Genomic DNA, 14,547 nt, shown 5'->3' with positions numbered 1-14,547 from the left:
TTTGCGGCCGATCAGGGTTGGCCGATTTAGTTTTGGGGAGGTTCGTTTTGTATGGAGCGGCTTGAAGACATCCTGTTGCCTCGGCTACAGGCCCGCCGGGATGAACCGGCATTTTGGTTTGCCGGTCACTGGATCACCGGCGGGACCGTTTGGGAATGGTACGAAGAGAACGTTCGGGTCCTTCAGTCAGCTGGCTTCAGCGAAGGACAGCGGCTTGTCACCCTGTTGCCCAACACGCCGGCCCTTTTCGCCCTCGCTTTGGCGGTCTGGAAGCTGAAAGGCACGCTTGTCCCGCTGAACCAGCGGAGCGGGTCGTCGATTCTCGCTCCTACGGTTCAGTTTATCGACCCGTTCGCCGTCGTCATCGCCTCGGGCGACGAGAAGGCAGCCCTCGGCGTCGAGGGCCGTCCGATTGTGGCGCTGGACCTTCAAGGCTCTCTTTCGCCGTTCACCGGCCGGGCAGGAGAGCCGGGCAAGAGCAGCTGGGCGGTCTTTTTCACCACGTCCGGGACGACCGGCATGCCCAAATCGGTTCCATTGACCCACGAAAACCTGATCAGCAACGTTCGGTCCTGCACCCAGCAGGTCCCGTTCTATCAAAAGGACACGTACCTGTGGGCCCTGCCGAACTTTCACTCGTTCGGCATGACCTTGTCGATGCTTTTGCCCAACTTCATGGGGGCTAAAACAGCGGTGGTGCAGAACTTCATGCCGCCGCTGGAGACGCTCCGCGCCATCGAAGCGGCGCGCTGTTCGGTCCTTTTCCTTGTGCCGGCCATGATGGAGTTTTTCAAGCGGTCGGCGGCTCACAACGACGTGAAGCCCAAGGACGTTCGACTGGTCATCACCGGCGGCGACCGGCTGAACTTGATGCTGGACCAGGCCAGCCAGTCGGTGTTCGGCGTGCCGGTTCTGGAGGGCTACGGGACGACCGAGTGCTCCCCTGTGGTCGCCGTCAACCCGTCCTACGACCGGCGTAAGCTCGGGACCATCGGGCCGATCCTGCCCGGGTTCGACTGGGAGGTTCGGGACGAAGAAAGGAAGCCCCAGCCGGCAGGAGTGCCCGGGCGCCTCTGGGTCCGCGGTCCGTCGGTCTTTGAAGGGTACTACAAGTCGCCGGAGATCACCGCCGAGAGGCTGCTGCCCGACGGCTGGTACGATACCGGCGACGTGGTCAAGTACGACGAGGACGGGTTCATCACCGTCCTTGACCGGGCGCTTGACATCATCATCGTCGGCGGGTACAACGTGTACCCGCAGGAAGTCGAGCGGGTCCTTGCAGAGCACCCGGCGGTTGCCAGCTGTGCGGTCGTTTCGATGAAGCACTTGGTGAACGGGGAAATTCCTCGGGCGTTCGTTGTCCTCAAAGAGGGAACTTCTCTGACCGAACGGGAACTGATCAGCTTCTGCAAAGGGCGTCTGGCAAACTACAAAATTCCCCGCAAGGTGGATTTCGTCGAGTCCCTGCCGCTTTCCCCGGCCGGCAAGGTGCTGCGCCGCAAGCTCAGGGAAATGGAATAGCCAAATAAAAAGCCGGCCTCCGCGTTAGCGGAGGCCGGCTTTTTTTGTCTTGCTGGTTCAGCGCCTCAAACGGGCAGGGTCAGTTTTTCTTCCGAAGCCCTTCGGCGGCGGCGAGTTCGTTCAGCTTGGCGCCAAGGACCAAATAGGCGCGTTCTGCCTCTTGGAGCTTCTCCAAGTCGGCCTTGAAGCCGCCCTTTCTCAAGTAGGCTTTGTCCTTTGCCGCCCGAGCCTCGGCCAACCGGCCGCACAGAGCCAAGAAAACGTCCATCGCTTGAAGCAGCTGGCGAAGGTACCCGCGAAGGGTGATGGAGAACTGGTCGGAAAGCTCGTGGGCTCTCAGCTGGTCAAGCAGCGGTGACAGCTCGCCGCGAAGATCGGACGCGGCGTTTGCCGCGGCGGTCGGGTCCGACGAGCGGAAGCCTAGGGCTTTGGCAAACGAGAACTTGAGCAGGCCGTTTTGAATGGCGATATACCGCTTGACGCCGTCGCTGATTTCCTTCGCGAGCCGAACTTTATCTGTCGGGCTGAGAGGTTCCGACATCGTCTATCCTCTGCGGGACGCGGCTTCGACGATGTTTCCGATCAGCTTCGCGTTGGTAACTGGTCCGACGCCGCCGGGAACGGGAGTGATGGCGCTGGCCACTGACATCAGGGCCTCGGTGTCGCAGTCGCCCACAAGACCGTCAGGCGTGCTGTTAATGCCCACGTCGATGACGACGGCTCCTGGCTTGACCATGTCGGCGGTGACGAACTTGGGCTTCCCGATGGCCGCGATGAGCACGTCGGCCTGTCGGGTTTCCCCTGCCAAGTCGACGGTTCGGCTGTGGCAGACCGTGACGGTGGCGTGTTTTTCCAGCGCGATCAGCGCCGCGGGCTTGCCGACCGTGACGCTTCGGCCCAGCACGACCACCTTCTTGCCCTTAAAGTCCACGCCGGCCTCTTCGGCCAGCGCGATAGCGGCGGACGGGGTGCAGGCCCTCATGCAAGGCAGGCCGGAAGCCAGCAGGCCAAGGTTTACCGGGTTCGCGCCGTCAATGTCCTTTTCAGGGCAGATGGCCGCTTGGACCTTGTTGTTGTCCAGCCCTTTCGGCAGGGGCATCTCCACCATGATGGCCGTGACCGTTGGGTCGTCGTTCAGCGTTTGAAGGGCGGCAAGAACCTGTTCTTCTGTCGATGAGGCGGACAGCCGGTCCATTTCAAACGCGATGCCCAGCTTCTCGCAGTTCTTCTTCTTCTGTCCCGCATAGACTTCGGAGGCGGGATCGTCGCCAACCATCAGTACTGCCAGTTTCGGCTCGACGCCGCGAGCTTTCAGGTCTTCAATCTGTGCGCTGTAGGAACTTTTAAGTTTTGCCGCCAGCGCCTTGCCGTCAACAATTTTCGCGTTCATGAAAGACCTCCTGAAAAAAATTGGCCTCCTGTGAGGCGGTTTCTTTTATGGTAGCACAATCTGGCTGAAATGCTCGGAAATAAAAGAGGCGCTGCCATATGGCAACGCCTCTTATAAGCTTACAGTGTGAACTTTGAGTACTGTTCGCGAATGCCCTTGACGGCCGCCGCAAGCGCCTCAGGATCAAGAACCATTTCCATCATGGAAATGTTCTCTTCCCAAGCTGCGGGGTCAGCTTCGGCCCGAATTTCCTCTTCGAAAATATCGTAAACGGCAAGTCCCAACGGGACGCCGGCCAGCGGTCCTGCATAGGTGGGATCCCCGTTCGTCACGGTTTCGGCGTAAATCTCCGCGCCCTCTGCGTCGGAAGAACCGAAAATCACGACGACGTTTTCCGCACCGTACTTCTCAGCAACGTCTTTGACACGCTGCTGGTTCTGCAGGTCCATGGCTCCAGCTGCCGTTCAGACAAAGCACTCGGTGGCTTCAAATACCACTTCGGCTCCGCTGTTTTTGAAGCAGGCTTCCATCGCCGGGGCCGGGACGCCGTCCCGCTCGCCGAGGAAGACTAACTTCTTTCCAGCCAGTTTCCCCATGCGTTGCACCTCCTCTTGAACAATTAATGATGAACCTATGGAAGTATTATAACATTTTTCTTTGTTATGAAAAGAGGCCAAATGGATGAAAAAATATTCTCAGCCAGTTGAAGATTCCTTTAAAGGGACGAAAACTGATTCCGAGAGTTGGCCAGAAGGTCGGCTAAATCACTGATTTCCGTCAGTCCAATCGGTCGGCGAGTTCCGTCGGGGAAGGTCAGTTCGGCTTCGCCGCCTGAGACGGTGAGAATCGGAAGTCCTAATGGACTGCAGCTGGCGGCTCGCGCCGTCAGCGGGGACGGCCTGTCATCTTCCAGGATTCGGACGTTCTGTTCGGTCAGAACGCTGACGAATTGAGTCCGGGCAACGTCGTCATCCGAGACGAGAACTAGATCAAACGGCACGAACCGGGCCAACTTCCCGCAGGCGGCCGCCGACGCCAAAACTGACGTCAGACGAACGTCGGCGCGCCAAGGAAAGATTCGCCGCTTACCCTGAGCGGAGCTGGTTACGAGCGACGGTTCGCCCGCCGCGGCCGGGTCAATCGGCCGGACCCTGACGAGGCGCCGCCACCGGCAGGCCGACAGCGGCCCGTCCGGTGTTTCGTCGCCGATTTGGACGGATGTGACGTCGGCTGTCCAGTCGGTTTTAAAGTCCCGGCCCCACTCGGCTCCCGTTCGGTGATACCCCTTTCGGTTCGCGCCGATGACGACGTTTCGGCACTCGCAGGCGCTGAAGTCAGCCAAAAGGCGAACGGCATCCGGCAGGCCGGCTGGGCCGATGTAGCCGGCCGTCTCTCCCAGCGCGGCGCGCAGTTCGACGTCTGACGCCGGGGCAAACGGCGCGCCGCCGAAGGCGGCTTTGAGCTTTGACGCGTCGATCTGCCGGTCGCCCCGGCAGATGACGACGGCGAGCTTGCCGCCGACGGTGTAGCACATGGACTTGACGGTCCTTTTCGGACTGATGGACAAGAACGCGGCGAGTTCGTCGATAGTCGAGCAGTTCGGCGTGGCGAGGTCTTGGGCCTCTTCCGACGCTTCCTGCCACGGCTCGGCGGCCAGCGGGCTGTCGGGGGCGTAGAGGCTCCCGGTCGGCGAGATCAAGCCGTCCTCTTCGCCCGCGTCGGCTGGGACGCCTAAATCGACGGCGAAGCCGTCGTCGGTCAGCCGCTCAACCCGCCGGACGTTGATTCCCCACGCGGCAAGCGTCTGACCTAGGGCCCGCAGGGCGCAGGACGCCATGTCTGCGGCGCTTCCCGCGTCCTCGGCAAACCCTTGGAGGGTCAACCGGTCGTTCGTCCGTTCGGCAAAAAGCCGGGGAAGATCCCCCGGACGCTTGAGCAGCCGGACGGCAAATTCCAGCGGCCCGCGTTCGGACAAAGACTGGACCGGGAAGGGCTGGAGCCCGGTCCGCTCAAGACCTTGGAGAAAGGACCGGCAAACATCATCTGCCGCGCCAAGTCCAAGGGGCAGGAGCATGAGGGCGCCCGCGTTGGGGTTCCACAGGCCAAATCCCGCTGCCGCTAACGTGGCTAGGTCTGGGTCGTGCAGTTTTGCCGGGCGTTTGCCGGTCAGGGGGAACAGCTCTCGGCTGAGAAAGCGGACGTATTCCACATCAAAGCTCCAAGTCGAAGTCGGCTAGCATCGGTGTGTGGTCCGACGGTTTTTCCCAGCCTCTGGGTTCCTTGTCGATCCAGCAGTTCCGGCAGAGCCCGGCGAGAGCCGGCGAGGCGAGCATGTGGTCGATTCTCCAGCCGATGTTGCGCTCCAGCGCGTTTTTGACCCGGTAATCGAAGAATGAGTACAGCTCTTCGCCGTCGTGGAACCGGCGGAGCAGGTCGACGAGGGCGGACGTTTTCAGCGCGTACAGGTCCCGGAGCTCTTGGATGAAACACACGTGATCTTTTTTGTTGGTCGGGTTGGTCACGTCCAGCGGCGTGGGGGCAACGTTCAAATCGCCGACCCACAGGACGTTTCCGGGCAGCCGGGCGGCAACCAGCCCCGACAGGCGGGAAAGGAACTCTTTTTTGTACTGGTAGTCTGGGTGATCGATCGCCTTGCCTTGAGGGACGTAGGAGTTAAAAATCCACAGATCGCCGAAGCGGACGGCCAGCAGCCGAGAATCGGCGTTCGGCTCCTGCGAGTCGTTGAACCCTGAAACGCTCTCGTCGGGCGCGCGGCGGGAGAGGACGGCCACGCCGTTGTATGACTTCTGCCCGGCGAAGACGGCGTGATATCCCATCGCCTCGACTTCTGCGACTGGGAACTGGTCGTCGGTCACCTTGGTCTCTTGAACGCACAGCACGTCCACCCCCGCTGTCGGCAGCCACCGTTCCAGAACCGGCAGGCGGCTTCGGAGCGAGTTGACGTTGAACGTTCCAACTCTAAAGGTCATCTTACGCCTCCTTGACGTACTCGCTGAAATTGACCCGACCGACATACGGCTCGCCGTTCAGGTACTTGATCAGGTTGTCCAGCGCCATGCCTATGGCCTCGGGCCACGACGTTTCCGAGTCAAAGGACGTGTGGCAGGACGCCACCACGTTGGGCAGGCGTATCAGCGGATCCGAGCCGTCCCAGACGTGTTCTTCCTCCCACCACGGATCGATCGCGGCGTGAAACTCCGGGCAGTCGAGCAGTTTTTTCAGGAGCGCTTGCCGGTCGACCAGCGCGGCGCGCGCCAAGTTGATGAACGTGGCGTTCTCCTTCATGGCCTGAAAGGGCGGTTGGCCGAACAGCTCGGCCGTTGCGGTCGTGGAGGGCAGGCAGGCGATGATGATATCGGCCTGAGACAGGGCGGGGAGAAAGCCGCTCATGTCCCAAGCGCCGCCGTCCAGAAGGGGATCGGTCGGCTTGTGGCGGGAGACCGCCGCGACCAAGCAACCTTGGGCCGCGAAGACCTCTCGGCAGGCTCTGCCGATGCCCCCGTAGCCGACGATTAGGACTCGTTTCCCCCGGATTCGCCGCAGCCCCCAGCCTAAACGGTGATACGTTCCGTCCTTCATGGCTTCTTTTTGGTCGCCCAGCTTGCGGAGGCAGGAAAAGGCCATCGCGAGCGCGTGTTCCGCCATCGTGGGAGCCCAGCCGCCGATGTTGGAACAGATCAAAGCGTCGTGGGGCACAGCGGAAAAGTCGAACTGGTCCGCGCCGGCCGCGATGGTCTGAACGAACGGGACGCGGTTCAGCAGTCCCTTCTCGTCGAAGGTCAGCTCTTTGGTCAGCATGGTGACCACTAAGGCATCACAGCCGAGAATCTCCTGACGGCGCTCCTGTTCGGACAGATCTTCAAGCCAAGTCAGCCGGTAACCGGGCAGTTTCGCGTTCACGACGGCCTCGTACTCGGGTTTTCTTTTCACGGCCAGACAGATTTTTGCCAAAGTGAGTCCTCCTCTGCGGGGAATGTTATGATTATAAAAAGACGGGCTGTGCTTTCACACAGCATTATGACAGAGGTGGTGCGGATGAGTAAAGAGACGACGATGCGGCGGATAGCCGGCCAGCTGTCTGAAATGATTCGTTCCCTTGTCGAGGGCATGATGGCGGCCCTCCGAAGCGGCGACCGCGGGGCAATTCTTCAGGCCGGACGGCGTGCCGCTGTTTTGGGAGAGCTGGCTGACGGGGCGCGGCGCGAAGCTGTGTGCGGCGTGCCGTCTCTGGACGCCGCTGCCCGCCTTGAGATCCTGACGGCGGCAGACCTGACAAAGGCGTTCCAGAGCCCGTTAGAAGACCTAGGCCGATGGGGAGCCTGTGAGCTCAGCGCGTTTGACGGGAGCCGCCTGTGGTTCGCCGAGCTGCTGAGCTCGTTCCTAGAGGACATGAACGGCGCTGTCCTGTTGGGGCCGAAACGTAAGGTCCCAAAGTTCGAGGCTAAGGACCTGGCCGGGCTTCGCTGTCAGGTGATGGACCGAATTGGGGATGACCCGTCGCGCGCCGGAATCACTTCGGCATTGGCGGTTCTGCGCGCGTTGGATTGCTTTGACAGCCTGTTCGGTCTGTTGGGCGGCCTTCGCCGGCTCGTTTAATTTGCTGCGCTGCTTTCGACGAGAGGGCGGCCGCTGACGTTAAGTCGGCGGCCGCCCTCTCGTTTTTTCTTCCGAAGAAGTTTTCAGCGCGGCGATGGCCCTTTGCCCGCGTAAGAGCCTGTCGGATTATAGGCTGGTGAGGCACACGACTTGAAGCGGCGCAAAATAGGGAGATTTTGAGACGAATTATCCAAACTTTTATAGAATAAATTGACTTCTCCGCCCTGCAGAGTAGAATGAATTAAGTAATTCTAACATTATTCCAAGGGAGGCAATGGAGAATGCAGAAAGCGCTGCACAAAACCCTTCTTGCGGCAGGTGCACTGGCCTGTATGGCTGCTTCGGCGGCTGCATGCACCAGCATGGGAGCCGGCTGCAAGGCGACGGCGGACGGTTCGGTTCTTGTCAGTCACACGGTAGACGATTGGTATGACCAGCGGATCAAGATCGTCCCGGGCGGCAAGCACAAGCCGGGCGAGATGGTGGACGTCTACGTGGACGTGTGCACCGACACGCGGCCGGAGCTCAAAATTTACAAGTCCGGCTCGATTCCGCAGGTTCCCGAGACGAACACCTACTTCCACGTGGGCTATCCGTTCATGAACGACAAGCAGGTGATGATCGGCGAGTTCACTTGGCTCGGTCGGGACGAAGTGTACAACGCCGCCGGCATGCTTTACATTGCCAACTTGGAAATCTTTGGCCTTCAGCGGGCTTCGACTGCAAGGGAAGCCATCAAGGTGATGGGTGAGCTGGCCGAGAAGTACGGTTACGGAGACTGGGGCGAGACGCTCATCGTCGGCGACAAGCACGAGGCGTGGGTATTTGAGATCTGCGGCGGCGGAGCTATTTGGACCCCGACCAGCGGTCTGCCGGGCGCTCACTGGGTAGCTCGGCGCATTCCCGACGACGAGATCTTCGTCGGTGCCAACCGTTCGCGCATCTGCGAGGTCGACTTCAACGACAAAGAGAACTTCATGTGGTCGACGAACCTGACCGACCTGCCGGAGAAAATGGGCTGGTGGAAGAAGGGCGAGCCGTTCAACTACTCGAAAATTTTCGACCCCGAGCCCTACGGCTATCCGCACTATCAGTCTCGGCGCGAGTGGCGGGCGTTCTCGCTGCTGAAGCCCAGCGAGAAGTTCCCGGTGAAGGACCGGTACGAGGCGTACCCGTTCAGCATCAAGCCGGACAAGAAGCTGACGCCCCGCGATATCATGCTGATTTACAGCGACCATCTTGAAGGCACCGACTATGACATGACCAAGGACCCAGCGTCCGGCGCGTTTGGCTGCCCGAACCGCTGGCAGCAGGAACAGGCCGACCTGCCTGACGACCTGAAGGGGCAGGACTGGGAGCGTCCTATCGCCCTGTACCGCTGCTCCTACAGCTTTGTGTCCCAGAGCCGTAGCTGGCTGCCCGACCCGATCGGCGGCGTGCTGTGGTTCGGCGAAGACGCCCCGGACACCACCGTGTACGTCCCGGTGTACTGCGGCGTGACGAAGGTTCCCGAAGCGTGGAGCACCGGCAAGCGGCACGTCTATGACCCGACCTGCGCTTACTGGGCGTTCAACCTAGTCAACAACTGGGCCAACCTTCGCTGGGACGCCATGTACAAGGAAATTCGAGCGAAGAAGGTCGAGTACGAGGATCGATTCTTCGCCGATCAGCCCAAGATTGAAGCCGAGGCCCAAAAGCTCTACAAGCAGAGTCCTGCCAAGGCAGTCGCTTACTTGACCAAGTACACCGACTCGGTCATGGACGAAGTGTTCAAGGGCTGGTGGGACTTCGCGTGGTACCTTATCGGCCGGTACCAGGACGGCCTGCAGATTAAGCCGGACGGAGCCAAGTTCCGCCCCGGTTACCCGGCCGAGTACCTTCGCAAGGTCGGATTTGGCGCCATGTCCCGTCGGGATCTGGAAAACGCCAAGAAAAAGTAAAAACTGTCTCCACAGGCGGGCGCCCAAGGGCGTCCGCCTTTTTTGCGGTGTCTTAGAAAATTTCTGTTGTGCCGAGCGTTGGTCGGTGGTACGCTGAGACGTCCGTTCAGAGAGAAGTGAGCGGAGAAAGGTGTGATGGGCCCATGGTTTTCTGTGCGTTGGCGGTTGTCGCGGGACTTGCCCTTCTGTTTGCCCGGAGGGCTGAGGCGTGCACGTCGTTCGGAGTAGGAAGGGCGGCGACGGCTGACGGTTCGGTTCTCGTCAGCCATTCGGTTGACGGGTGGTACGACCACAGGGTTAAGTTCGTCCCCGGCGGTCGGTTCGAGGCCGGTCAGACGACGGAAATTTGGGGAGACCCGTGCATTCAAACCCGGCCCGGGGTGCCGTACGAGAAGTTCGGAGAAATTCCTCAGGCCAAGCGGACGTGGGGATATTTTCACGTCGGGTACCCGTTCATGAACGAAAAGGGCGTCGTCATCGGCGAGCACACGTGGGTGGGCCGGGAGAACGCGGTCTGCAAGGCCGGAATGATGCACATCGCCAACCTGCAGGCGCTGGGCCTTCAGCGGGCCAGCACGGCCCGGGAAGCCGTCAAGGTCATGGGCGAGCTGGCCGAGCGGTGGGGGTACCGGGACATCGGCGAAGGGCTGATCGTCGGCGACGGACAGGAAGTCTGGATTTTTGAGATCGCCGGGCCTGGCGCAGACTGGACGCCGGAAAGCGGCAGAAGCGGCGCTCACTGGGTGGCCGTTCGGATGCCCGACGACGCGTACTTCGTCGGCGCGAACCGGGCGCGGATCGGCGCGGTGGACTTCTCCGACAGCTCCAACGTCATGACGTCTTCCGGACTGACCGACTACGCGAAAGAAAAGGGCTGGTGGGACGGCAGAGAGCCGTTCAGCTTTGCGAAGACATTTGATCCCCGGCCGGCCGACAGCCCGAAGGCCTACTCGGCTCGGCGGGAGTGGAGAGCGATGAGCATTCTCAGCCCGTCGGGCAACTGGCCGGTACAAAACGACGCGGTTGCCTATCCTATTTTCGTCAAGCCGGATGCTAAGCTGACGGTTCAGGACCTGATGAAGCTCTACGGGGACCACATGGAAGGGACGCCCTACGACCTAACCAAAGGTCCGGCCGCCGGGCCGTTTGGCAACCCGAGCCGTTGGACGGTGGAGCAGAAGGCCCTGCCCGACGACCTGAAAGGCCTCGATTGGGAGCGACCGATTTCGATTTTCCGCTGTTCGTACAGTTTCGTGGCTCAGTGCCGGGCTTGGCTGCCCGAGCCGCTGAAGGCCCTCCTGTGGCTGGGCCTTGGGGCGACGGACACGACCGTCTACGCGCCGATTTACTGCGGCGCCACATCCCTGCCGGAGGAGTGGTCCCGGGGCGCAAGAGACCGGTTTGACCCGAACAGCGCGTGGTGGGCGTTTGAGTTCGCCCGCAACTGGGCGTGCCTGCGGTGGGATGCGATGTTTAAGGAGATCACTGAGGCTCGGCAGAAGCTCGAGCAGTCGTACTTTGACGCTCAGCCCGGCCTAGAGCGTCTGGCGGCCGAAATTGCGGAGACGAGCGTTGAGTCGGCGCGGACGTTCCTTACCGGCTACAGCTCGACCTGTCTGAGCGACCTGTCGCGCCGGTGGTGGGCTCTCTGCTGGCAGCTGGTCGGCCAGTATCACAGCGGCATGAAAGTCACCGAAGGCGTGAGCCAAGAGAACTTGGGCTACCCGATCGACTACCTGCGGGAAGTCGGGTTCGGCTCGACGTGGAGGCCCGGCAAGTAACGGGACGCACGATCCACAAAAACGAATCAGCGGCCTGCCTATTCAAGGCAGGTCGCTGATTTTTCGTGAGAAAAAGCGCAGGCCGTTCCTTGCTGAAGGGAACGGCCTGCGCTGGAGCATGAATCTTCCGCAATGCGTGAACGCGTCGATTTCTTAGGGGGGAACCGGAGCGGAAGAATTCAAAGGTTGAACCGGAGCGCGGACGCTCCGAAGTTCTCAAAGGTTGTCAGTTTCGTCGAAAAGCTCTTCGGCGACGGCGAGCCGTTTCTGGTCGAACCGGCGGTTGCGGAAGAACAGGACGAGGTCAATGGTCACCATGATGATGTTCACCGCGTACATGGTCAAGACGGCGACGCTGTACCCGGCCGGATCCATCAGACACTTGGAAATGCCAGCCGCGTAACCCACAAGGATGACGATGAGGAACATCAGGCTCTTGCCGCCGACCGTTCGGGACGTCCAGCTCTTGTAAATGGACAGGGGCCAGGCGCAGCCAAAACAGATCAACATAACCGTCTCCAACACGTTCACCAACGACATTTAGGAAACCCCCTTTGAATTTGTCGTGTCCCAAAAAAAGAGGGAAGAGCCTCAGCTCTTCCCGCGGAACACGAATAACTGACCGCTTTACAGCGGCCTGTCACCGGACTCCCGAAATCCCGCGGGCGGTCGTGTGTCTCATCTTGTGGTGGGTATCCTGGCTTCCTTCAACCGGCGGGACGCCTTCCGGGCAGGTGACTGCCGTGGCTTTTATCCCGTCGTCAGGTTCACAGTGGCGGCTCCGCTCCGGATTCAAACCGGATTCCCCGCTCCTCAAGACGTTTAACATTACTGTGTTAAGGTACTCTGGTTCCCTCAACTTGTCAATGCTGAGGACAAAAAGTACGTGAGATGTGGGGTATAATTCCAAAAGCGAAGCCGCTTCTTTGATTGTGAAAGGGTGTGTTGGCGTGATTGAGGCTGTGGCCTTTGATTTTGATTTGACGCTGGTGGACAGCAGTCAAGGCATTTGGGCGACCATCTGCGCCTTGGCGGACGAACTGGGGCTGAGAAAGCCGTCGCTCGACGAGGTGAAGGCGACGATCGGCTATTCTCTCAAAGACGCCATGGCCGGGTTCTGGGGGCGTTTGGGCGACGGTTGGGTCGAACGGTATCGGGAGATCTTTGCCGCCCAGCACTACCAAGGCGTCGTTCCTCTGCCGGGCGTCATTGAGACGCTCAAAACCCTAAAGAGCCGCGGAATCGGCGTGGCGGTGGCCACAAACCGCCTGTCGCCCGACGACGTCGTCAACGCTTCCGGCGTGGGTGCCGTCTGCTCGGTGATCGTGGGAATCAGGACGCTGCCGTCCAAGCCGTCAGGGGCCATCATCTCGGAGGCCTTTCGGCTTTTGGGCGTCGATCCCCAGAGCTCGGCCTACGTGGGCGACACAGACATCGACATGATCGCGGCGGCGAACGCCGGGTGCATGCCCATCGGCGTCACGACTGGCAACCACTCGGCCGCCGATTTGCAGAAGGCCGGGGCTCGGCACGTGCTTTCTTCCGTCGTCGAACTGCCGGATCTGTTGGCGGGGCTGGAATGACCGGCTGCTCAGTTCCGGAAGAGTTCGGCCGCGCCGTCTCGTGGCGGGCCTTCGACGACCAAGCTCTGGACGAGGCGCGGGCTAAAAACGTCCCGCTGTTCGTCCTCGTTCACGACGAGACCAGCCCGTGGAGCTGGGCCGAAGCCGACGTCCTAGCCGGCTCCGAGGTTGCCGGTATGCTGGCAAAAGATTTCATTCCCGTCTTTGCCGACGCGAACGCCTATCCCGCCCTTGCTCTGGCAGGTCAAGCCCTCTGCCGGCTCTTTGACGCGCCCGGGTGGCCGCTGATTCTCATTTTGACGCCCGAACTGCGGCCGATTTTCGCCACCTCGTGGCTGCCGCCTCGCAAGGGCGCCAAGTTGGCCGACTACCTGCCCCGAATCAAGTGGCTTTGGTTGATGAAGCGGGCCGAAGTCGAGTCGGCCGGGCTGGCAAACTGGGCGAACTGGAAGCGGGCCTTAGCGCCGCTGCCGGCTTCTTCCGAGCCAGCCGACTGGAATGAGTTGGTCAGCCGAGCCGTGAGTGAGGACGCTGACGAGGAGTTCGGCGGTTGGGGAACGGAGCATAAGTTCCCGTGGCCTTGGCGGCTGCGCTTGGCCCTGCGGGATCCGGCGTTTCGGAAGCTGGCCGACAGGACGCTGCTGGCCCTGCTGACCGGCGGGCTCAACGATCGGTTCTGGGGCGGCTTTCACGCCTACAGCTTAGATCGCCAGTTCCTGACGCCTCGTCTCGGCGCGCCGCTTGACCTTCAGGCGTCGTTGACTCTGGCGGTGGAACAAGAAAGCTCGCTCGGGGCCAGCGTCGCGAAAAACGCCGTACTGGGCGGACAAAACCTGATCCGCGGCTCGCTCCCTCGAGCCGGCCGAGTGCTCTTTGACAGCCGCGGCGGCTGGAGCAAGTACCTGCTGGAGAGAGCTCAAGTCTGCAGTCTTCTGGCCGACAGAGGGGAAGCGGTGTGCGATGGTCTGTCGGTCTCAGCGGAAGGCTGGTACAGCGACCCGGTGACCGGCCGCAGGACCGGCGGGTCCGTGCCTACCCTGACCGACCCGGGCGAGGTGGCGGAACGCCACGGGCTCACAGCCGAAGAACTGGCCCGCGCCATCGCCGACGGTCTGAACAGGCTGAAGCCCGCCGAGGAACCGCCGGTCAGCCGTTGGACTTTGACGTCACCGTCGGCGCTTTTCGCTGCTGCCCTGTGCCGCAGCGGCGCCGAGAGCGTTGTTTCAGCTCGGGAACTGATGAGCGCCCTCAAGTCGGCCGTCTGGGACGGTGAGCTGTCCCACGGGCTCTGCGACGGTCTGCCAGTTGGAAGCGGAACGGCCGCTGATTACTGTTCCTGCGCCCTGGCTGCCTTTGATTTAGCGTCAGCGGGGCTGGCCGAGTGGGGCGATTGGGCCGCTGAGCTGATGGTCCAGGCAAAAGAGCTGTTTTTCGACGAGACCGGTATGGTTGCCGCCGCGCTCGACGACAGGCTCCCGGGCATTTGGCAGGTCGGCGACTCGTCCAGCCCGTCCCCGCAGGGGCTGTTCGTCCGTGGCTGCTTTAAAATGGCCGACGGCGGGCGTGGGGACGAGTGGGGTGATGTCGGCGACGCGGTCCTGCGCCGCTACAGCGGGGAAGCGAGCGCCGCGCCGGGAAACTGGGCGTTTCTGATCGGCGAGGGGCTGTCTCGTGCCGAGGGCAGGAAAGGGGAGTAACTGGCATTCGGTCCGATA

Annotated in this window: 13 protein-coding genes and 1 riboswitch; of the genes, 6 read left to right on the top strand and 7 right to left on the bottom strand. The window is 61.4% G+C overall.

All coding sequences use genetic code 11. The features are described 5' to 3' along the window. Positions 1-51 precede the first annotated feature (51 nt). Entirely contained in the window at positions 52-1,521 is a 1,470-nt protein-coding gene (locus JONANDRAFT_RS05730) for an AMP-binding protein (protein WP_008523132.1), read from the top strand. Positions 1,522-1,600: 79 nt separating this feature from the next. On the opposite strand, the gene JONANDRAFT_RS05725 is transcribed toward JONANDRAFT_RS05730, so the two are convergent. The 6 genes from JONANDRAFT_RS05725 to JONANDRAFT_RS05695 form a co-directional block, all read right to left on the bottom strand. Then, positions 1,601-2,062: a hypothetical protein gene (locus JONANDRAFT_RS05725; protein WP_008521605.1), complete on the bottom strand. Its 462-nt coding sequence runs from the start codon at positions 2,060-2,062 to the stop codon at positions 1,601-1,603. A 3-nt stretch (positions 2,063-2,065) separates the two neighbouring features. Then, positions 2,066-2,911: a bifunctional 5,10-methylenetetrahydrofolate dehydrogenase/5,10-methenyltetrahydrofolate cyclohydrolase gene (locus JONANDRAFT_RS05720; RefSeq protein ID WP_008521604.1), complete on the bottom strand. Its 846-nt coding sequence runs from the start codon at positions 2,909-2,911 to the stop codon at positions 2,066-2,068. A gap of 119 nt (positions 2,912-3,030) precedes the next feature. Beyond that, the gene (gene grdA, locus JONANDRAFT_RS05715; RefSeq protein WP_021775812.1) at positions 3,031-3,507 is read right to left on the bottom strand and encodes a glycine/sarcosine/betaine reductase complex selenoprotein A; all 477 of its coding nucleotides are present in this window, start codon (positions 3,505-3,507) and stop codon (positions 3,031-3,033) included. 119 nt (positions 3,508-3,626) lie between these two features. Beyond that, positions 3,627-5,120, bottom strand: coding sequence for a YbaK/EbsC family protein (locus JONANDRAFT_RS05705; protein WP_008523129.1), 1,494 nt, complete (start codon positions 5,118-5,120; stop codon positions 3,627-3,629). A 1-nt stretch (position 5,121) separates the two neighbouring features. Continuing rightward, positions 5,122-5,901 carry an exodeoxyribonuclease III gene (gene xth / locus JONANDRAFT_RS05700; RefSeq protein ID WP_008521601.1) on the bottom strand — a complete coding sequence of 260 codons (780 nt, stop codon included), beginning with the start codon at positions 5,899-5,901 and terminating at the stop codon, positions 5,122-5,124. Position 5,902: 1 nt separating this feature from the next. Further along, positions 5,903-6,862 (bottom strand): NAD(P)-dependent oxidoreductase, encoded by a 960-nt coding sequence (locus JONANDRAFT_RS05695; protein ID WP_233417391.1) that lies wholly within the window; start codon positions 6,860-6,862, stop codon positions 5,903-5,905. 87 nt (positions 6,863-6,949) lie between these two features. Between JONANDRAFT_RS05695 and JONANDRAFT_RS05690 the strand changes: the two genes are divergently transcribed. From JONANDRAFT_RS05690 to JONANDRAFT_RS05680, 3 genes are all read left to right on the top strand, one after another. Next, entirely contained in the window at positions 6,950-7,528 is a 579-nt protein-coding gene (locus JONANDRAFT_RS05690; protein WP_155801409.1) for a hypothetical protein, read from the top strand. A gap of 281 nt (positions 7,529-7,809) precedes the next feature. Then, positions 7,810-9,468, top strand: a complete 1,659-nt coding sequence (locus tag JONANDRAFT_RS05685) for a dipeptidase (protein ID WP_008521598.1) — start codon at positions 7,810-7,812, stop codon at positions 9,466-9,468. 143 nt (positions 9,469-9,611) lie between these two features. Next, complete coding sequence (locus JONANDRAFT_RS05680) at positions 9,612-11,249, top strand: dipeptidase (protein WP_008521597.1); 1,638 nt, start codon at positions 9,612-9,614, stop codon at positions 11,247-11,249. Between the two features lie 216 nt (positions 11,250-11,465). Here JONANDRAFT_RS05680 and JONANDRAFT_RS05675 read toward each other — a convergent pair whose 3' ends face one another. Next, positions 11,466-11,789 carry a hypothetical protein gene (locus JONANDRAFT_RS05675; protein WP_008523126.1) on the bottom strand — a complete coding sequence of 108 codons (324 nt, stop codon included), beginning with the start codon at positions 11,787-11,789 and terminating at the stop codon, positions 11,466-11,468. Between the two features lie 130 nt (positions 11,790-11,919). After that, positions 11,920-12,080, bottom strand: a riboswitch (cobalamin riboswitch). 119 nt (positions 12,081-12,199) lie between these two features. Here JONANDRAFT_RS05675 and JONANDRAFT_RS05670 point away from each other — a divergent pair. Both JONANDRAFT_RS05670 and JONANDRAFT_RS05665 read left to right on the top strand, forming a co-directional pair. Further along, a complete protein-coding gene (locus JONANDRAFT_RS05670; RefSeq protein WP_008521595.1) occupies positions 12,200-12,832 on the top strand; it encodes an HAD family hydrolase in 633 nt (210 codons plus the stop codon). Further along, positions 12,829-14,529 carry a DUF255 domain-containing protein gene (locus JONANDRAFT_RS05665; RefSeq protein ID WP_008521594.1) on the top strand — a complete coding sequence of 567 codons (1,701 nt, stop codon included), beginning with the start codon at positions 12,829-12,831 and terminating at the stop codon, positions 14,527-14,529. The genes JONANDRAFT_RS05670 and JONANDRAFT_RS05665 overlap by 4 nt, the downstream gene beginning before the upstream one ends. Positions 14,530-14,547 lie beyond the last annotated feature (18 nt).

This window comes from Jonquetella anthropi DSM 22815 (assembly GCF_000237805.1).
In the GTDB taxonomy this organism is placed as follows: domain Bacteria; phylum Synergistota; class Synergistia; order Synergistales; family Dethiosulfovibrionaceae; genus Jonquetella; species Jonquetella anthropi.
Note: the sequence above shows the minus strand (reverse complement) of the source record. Positions and strands in the feature narration are given on the sequence as shown.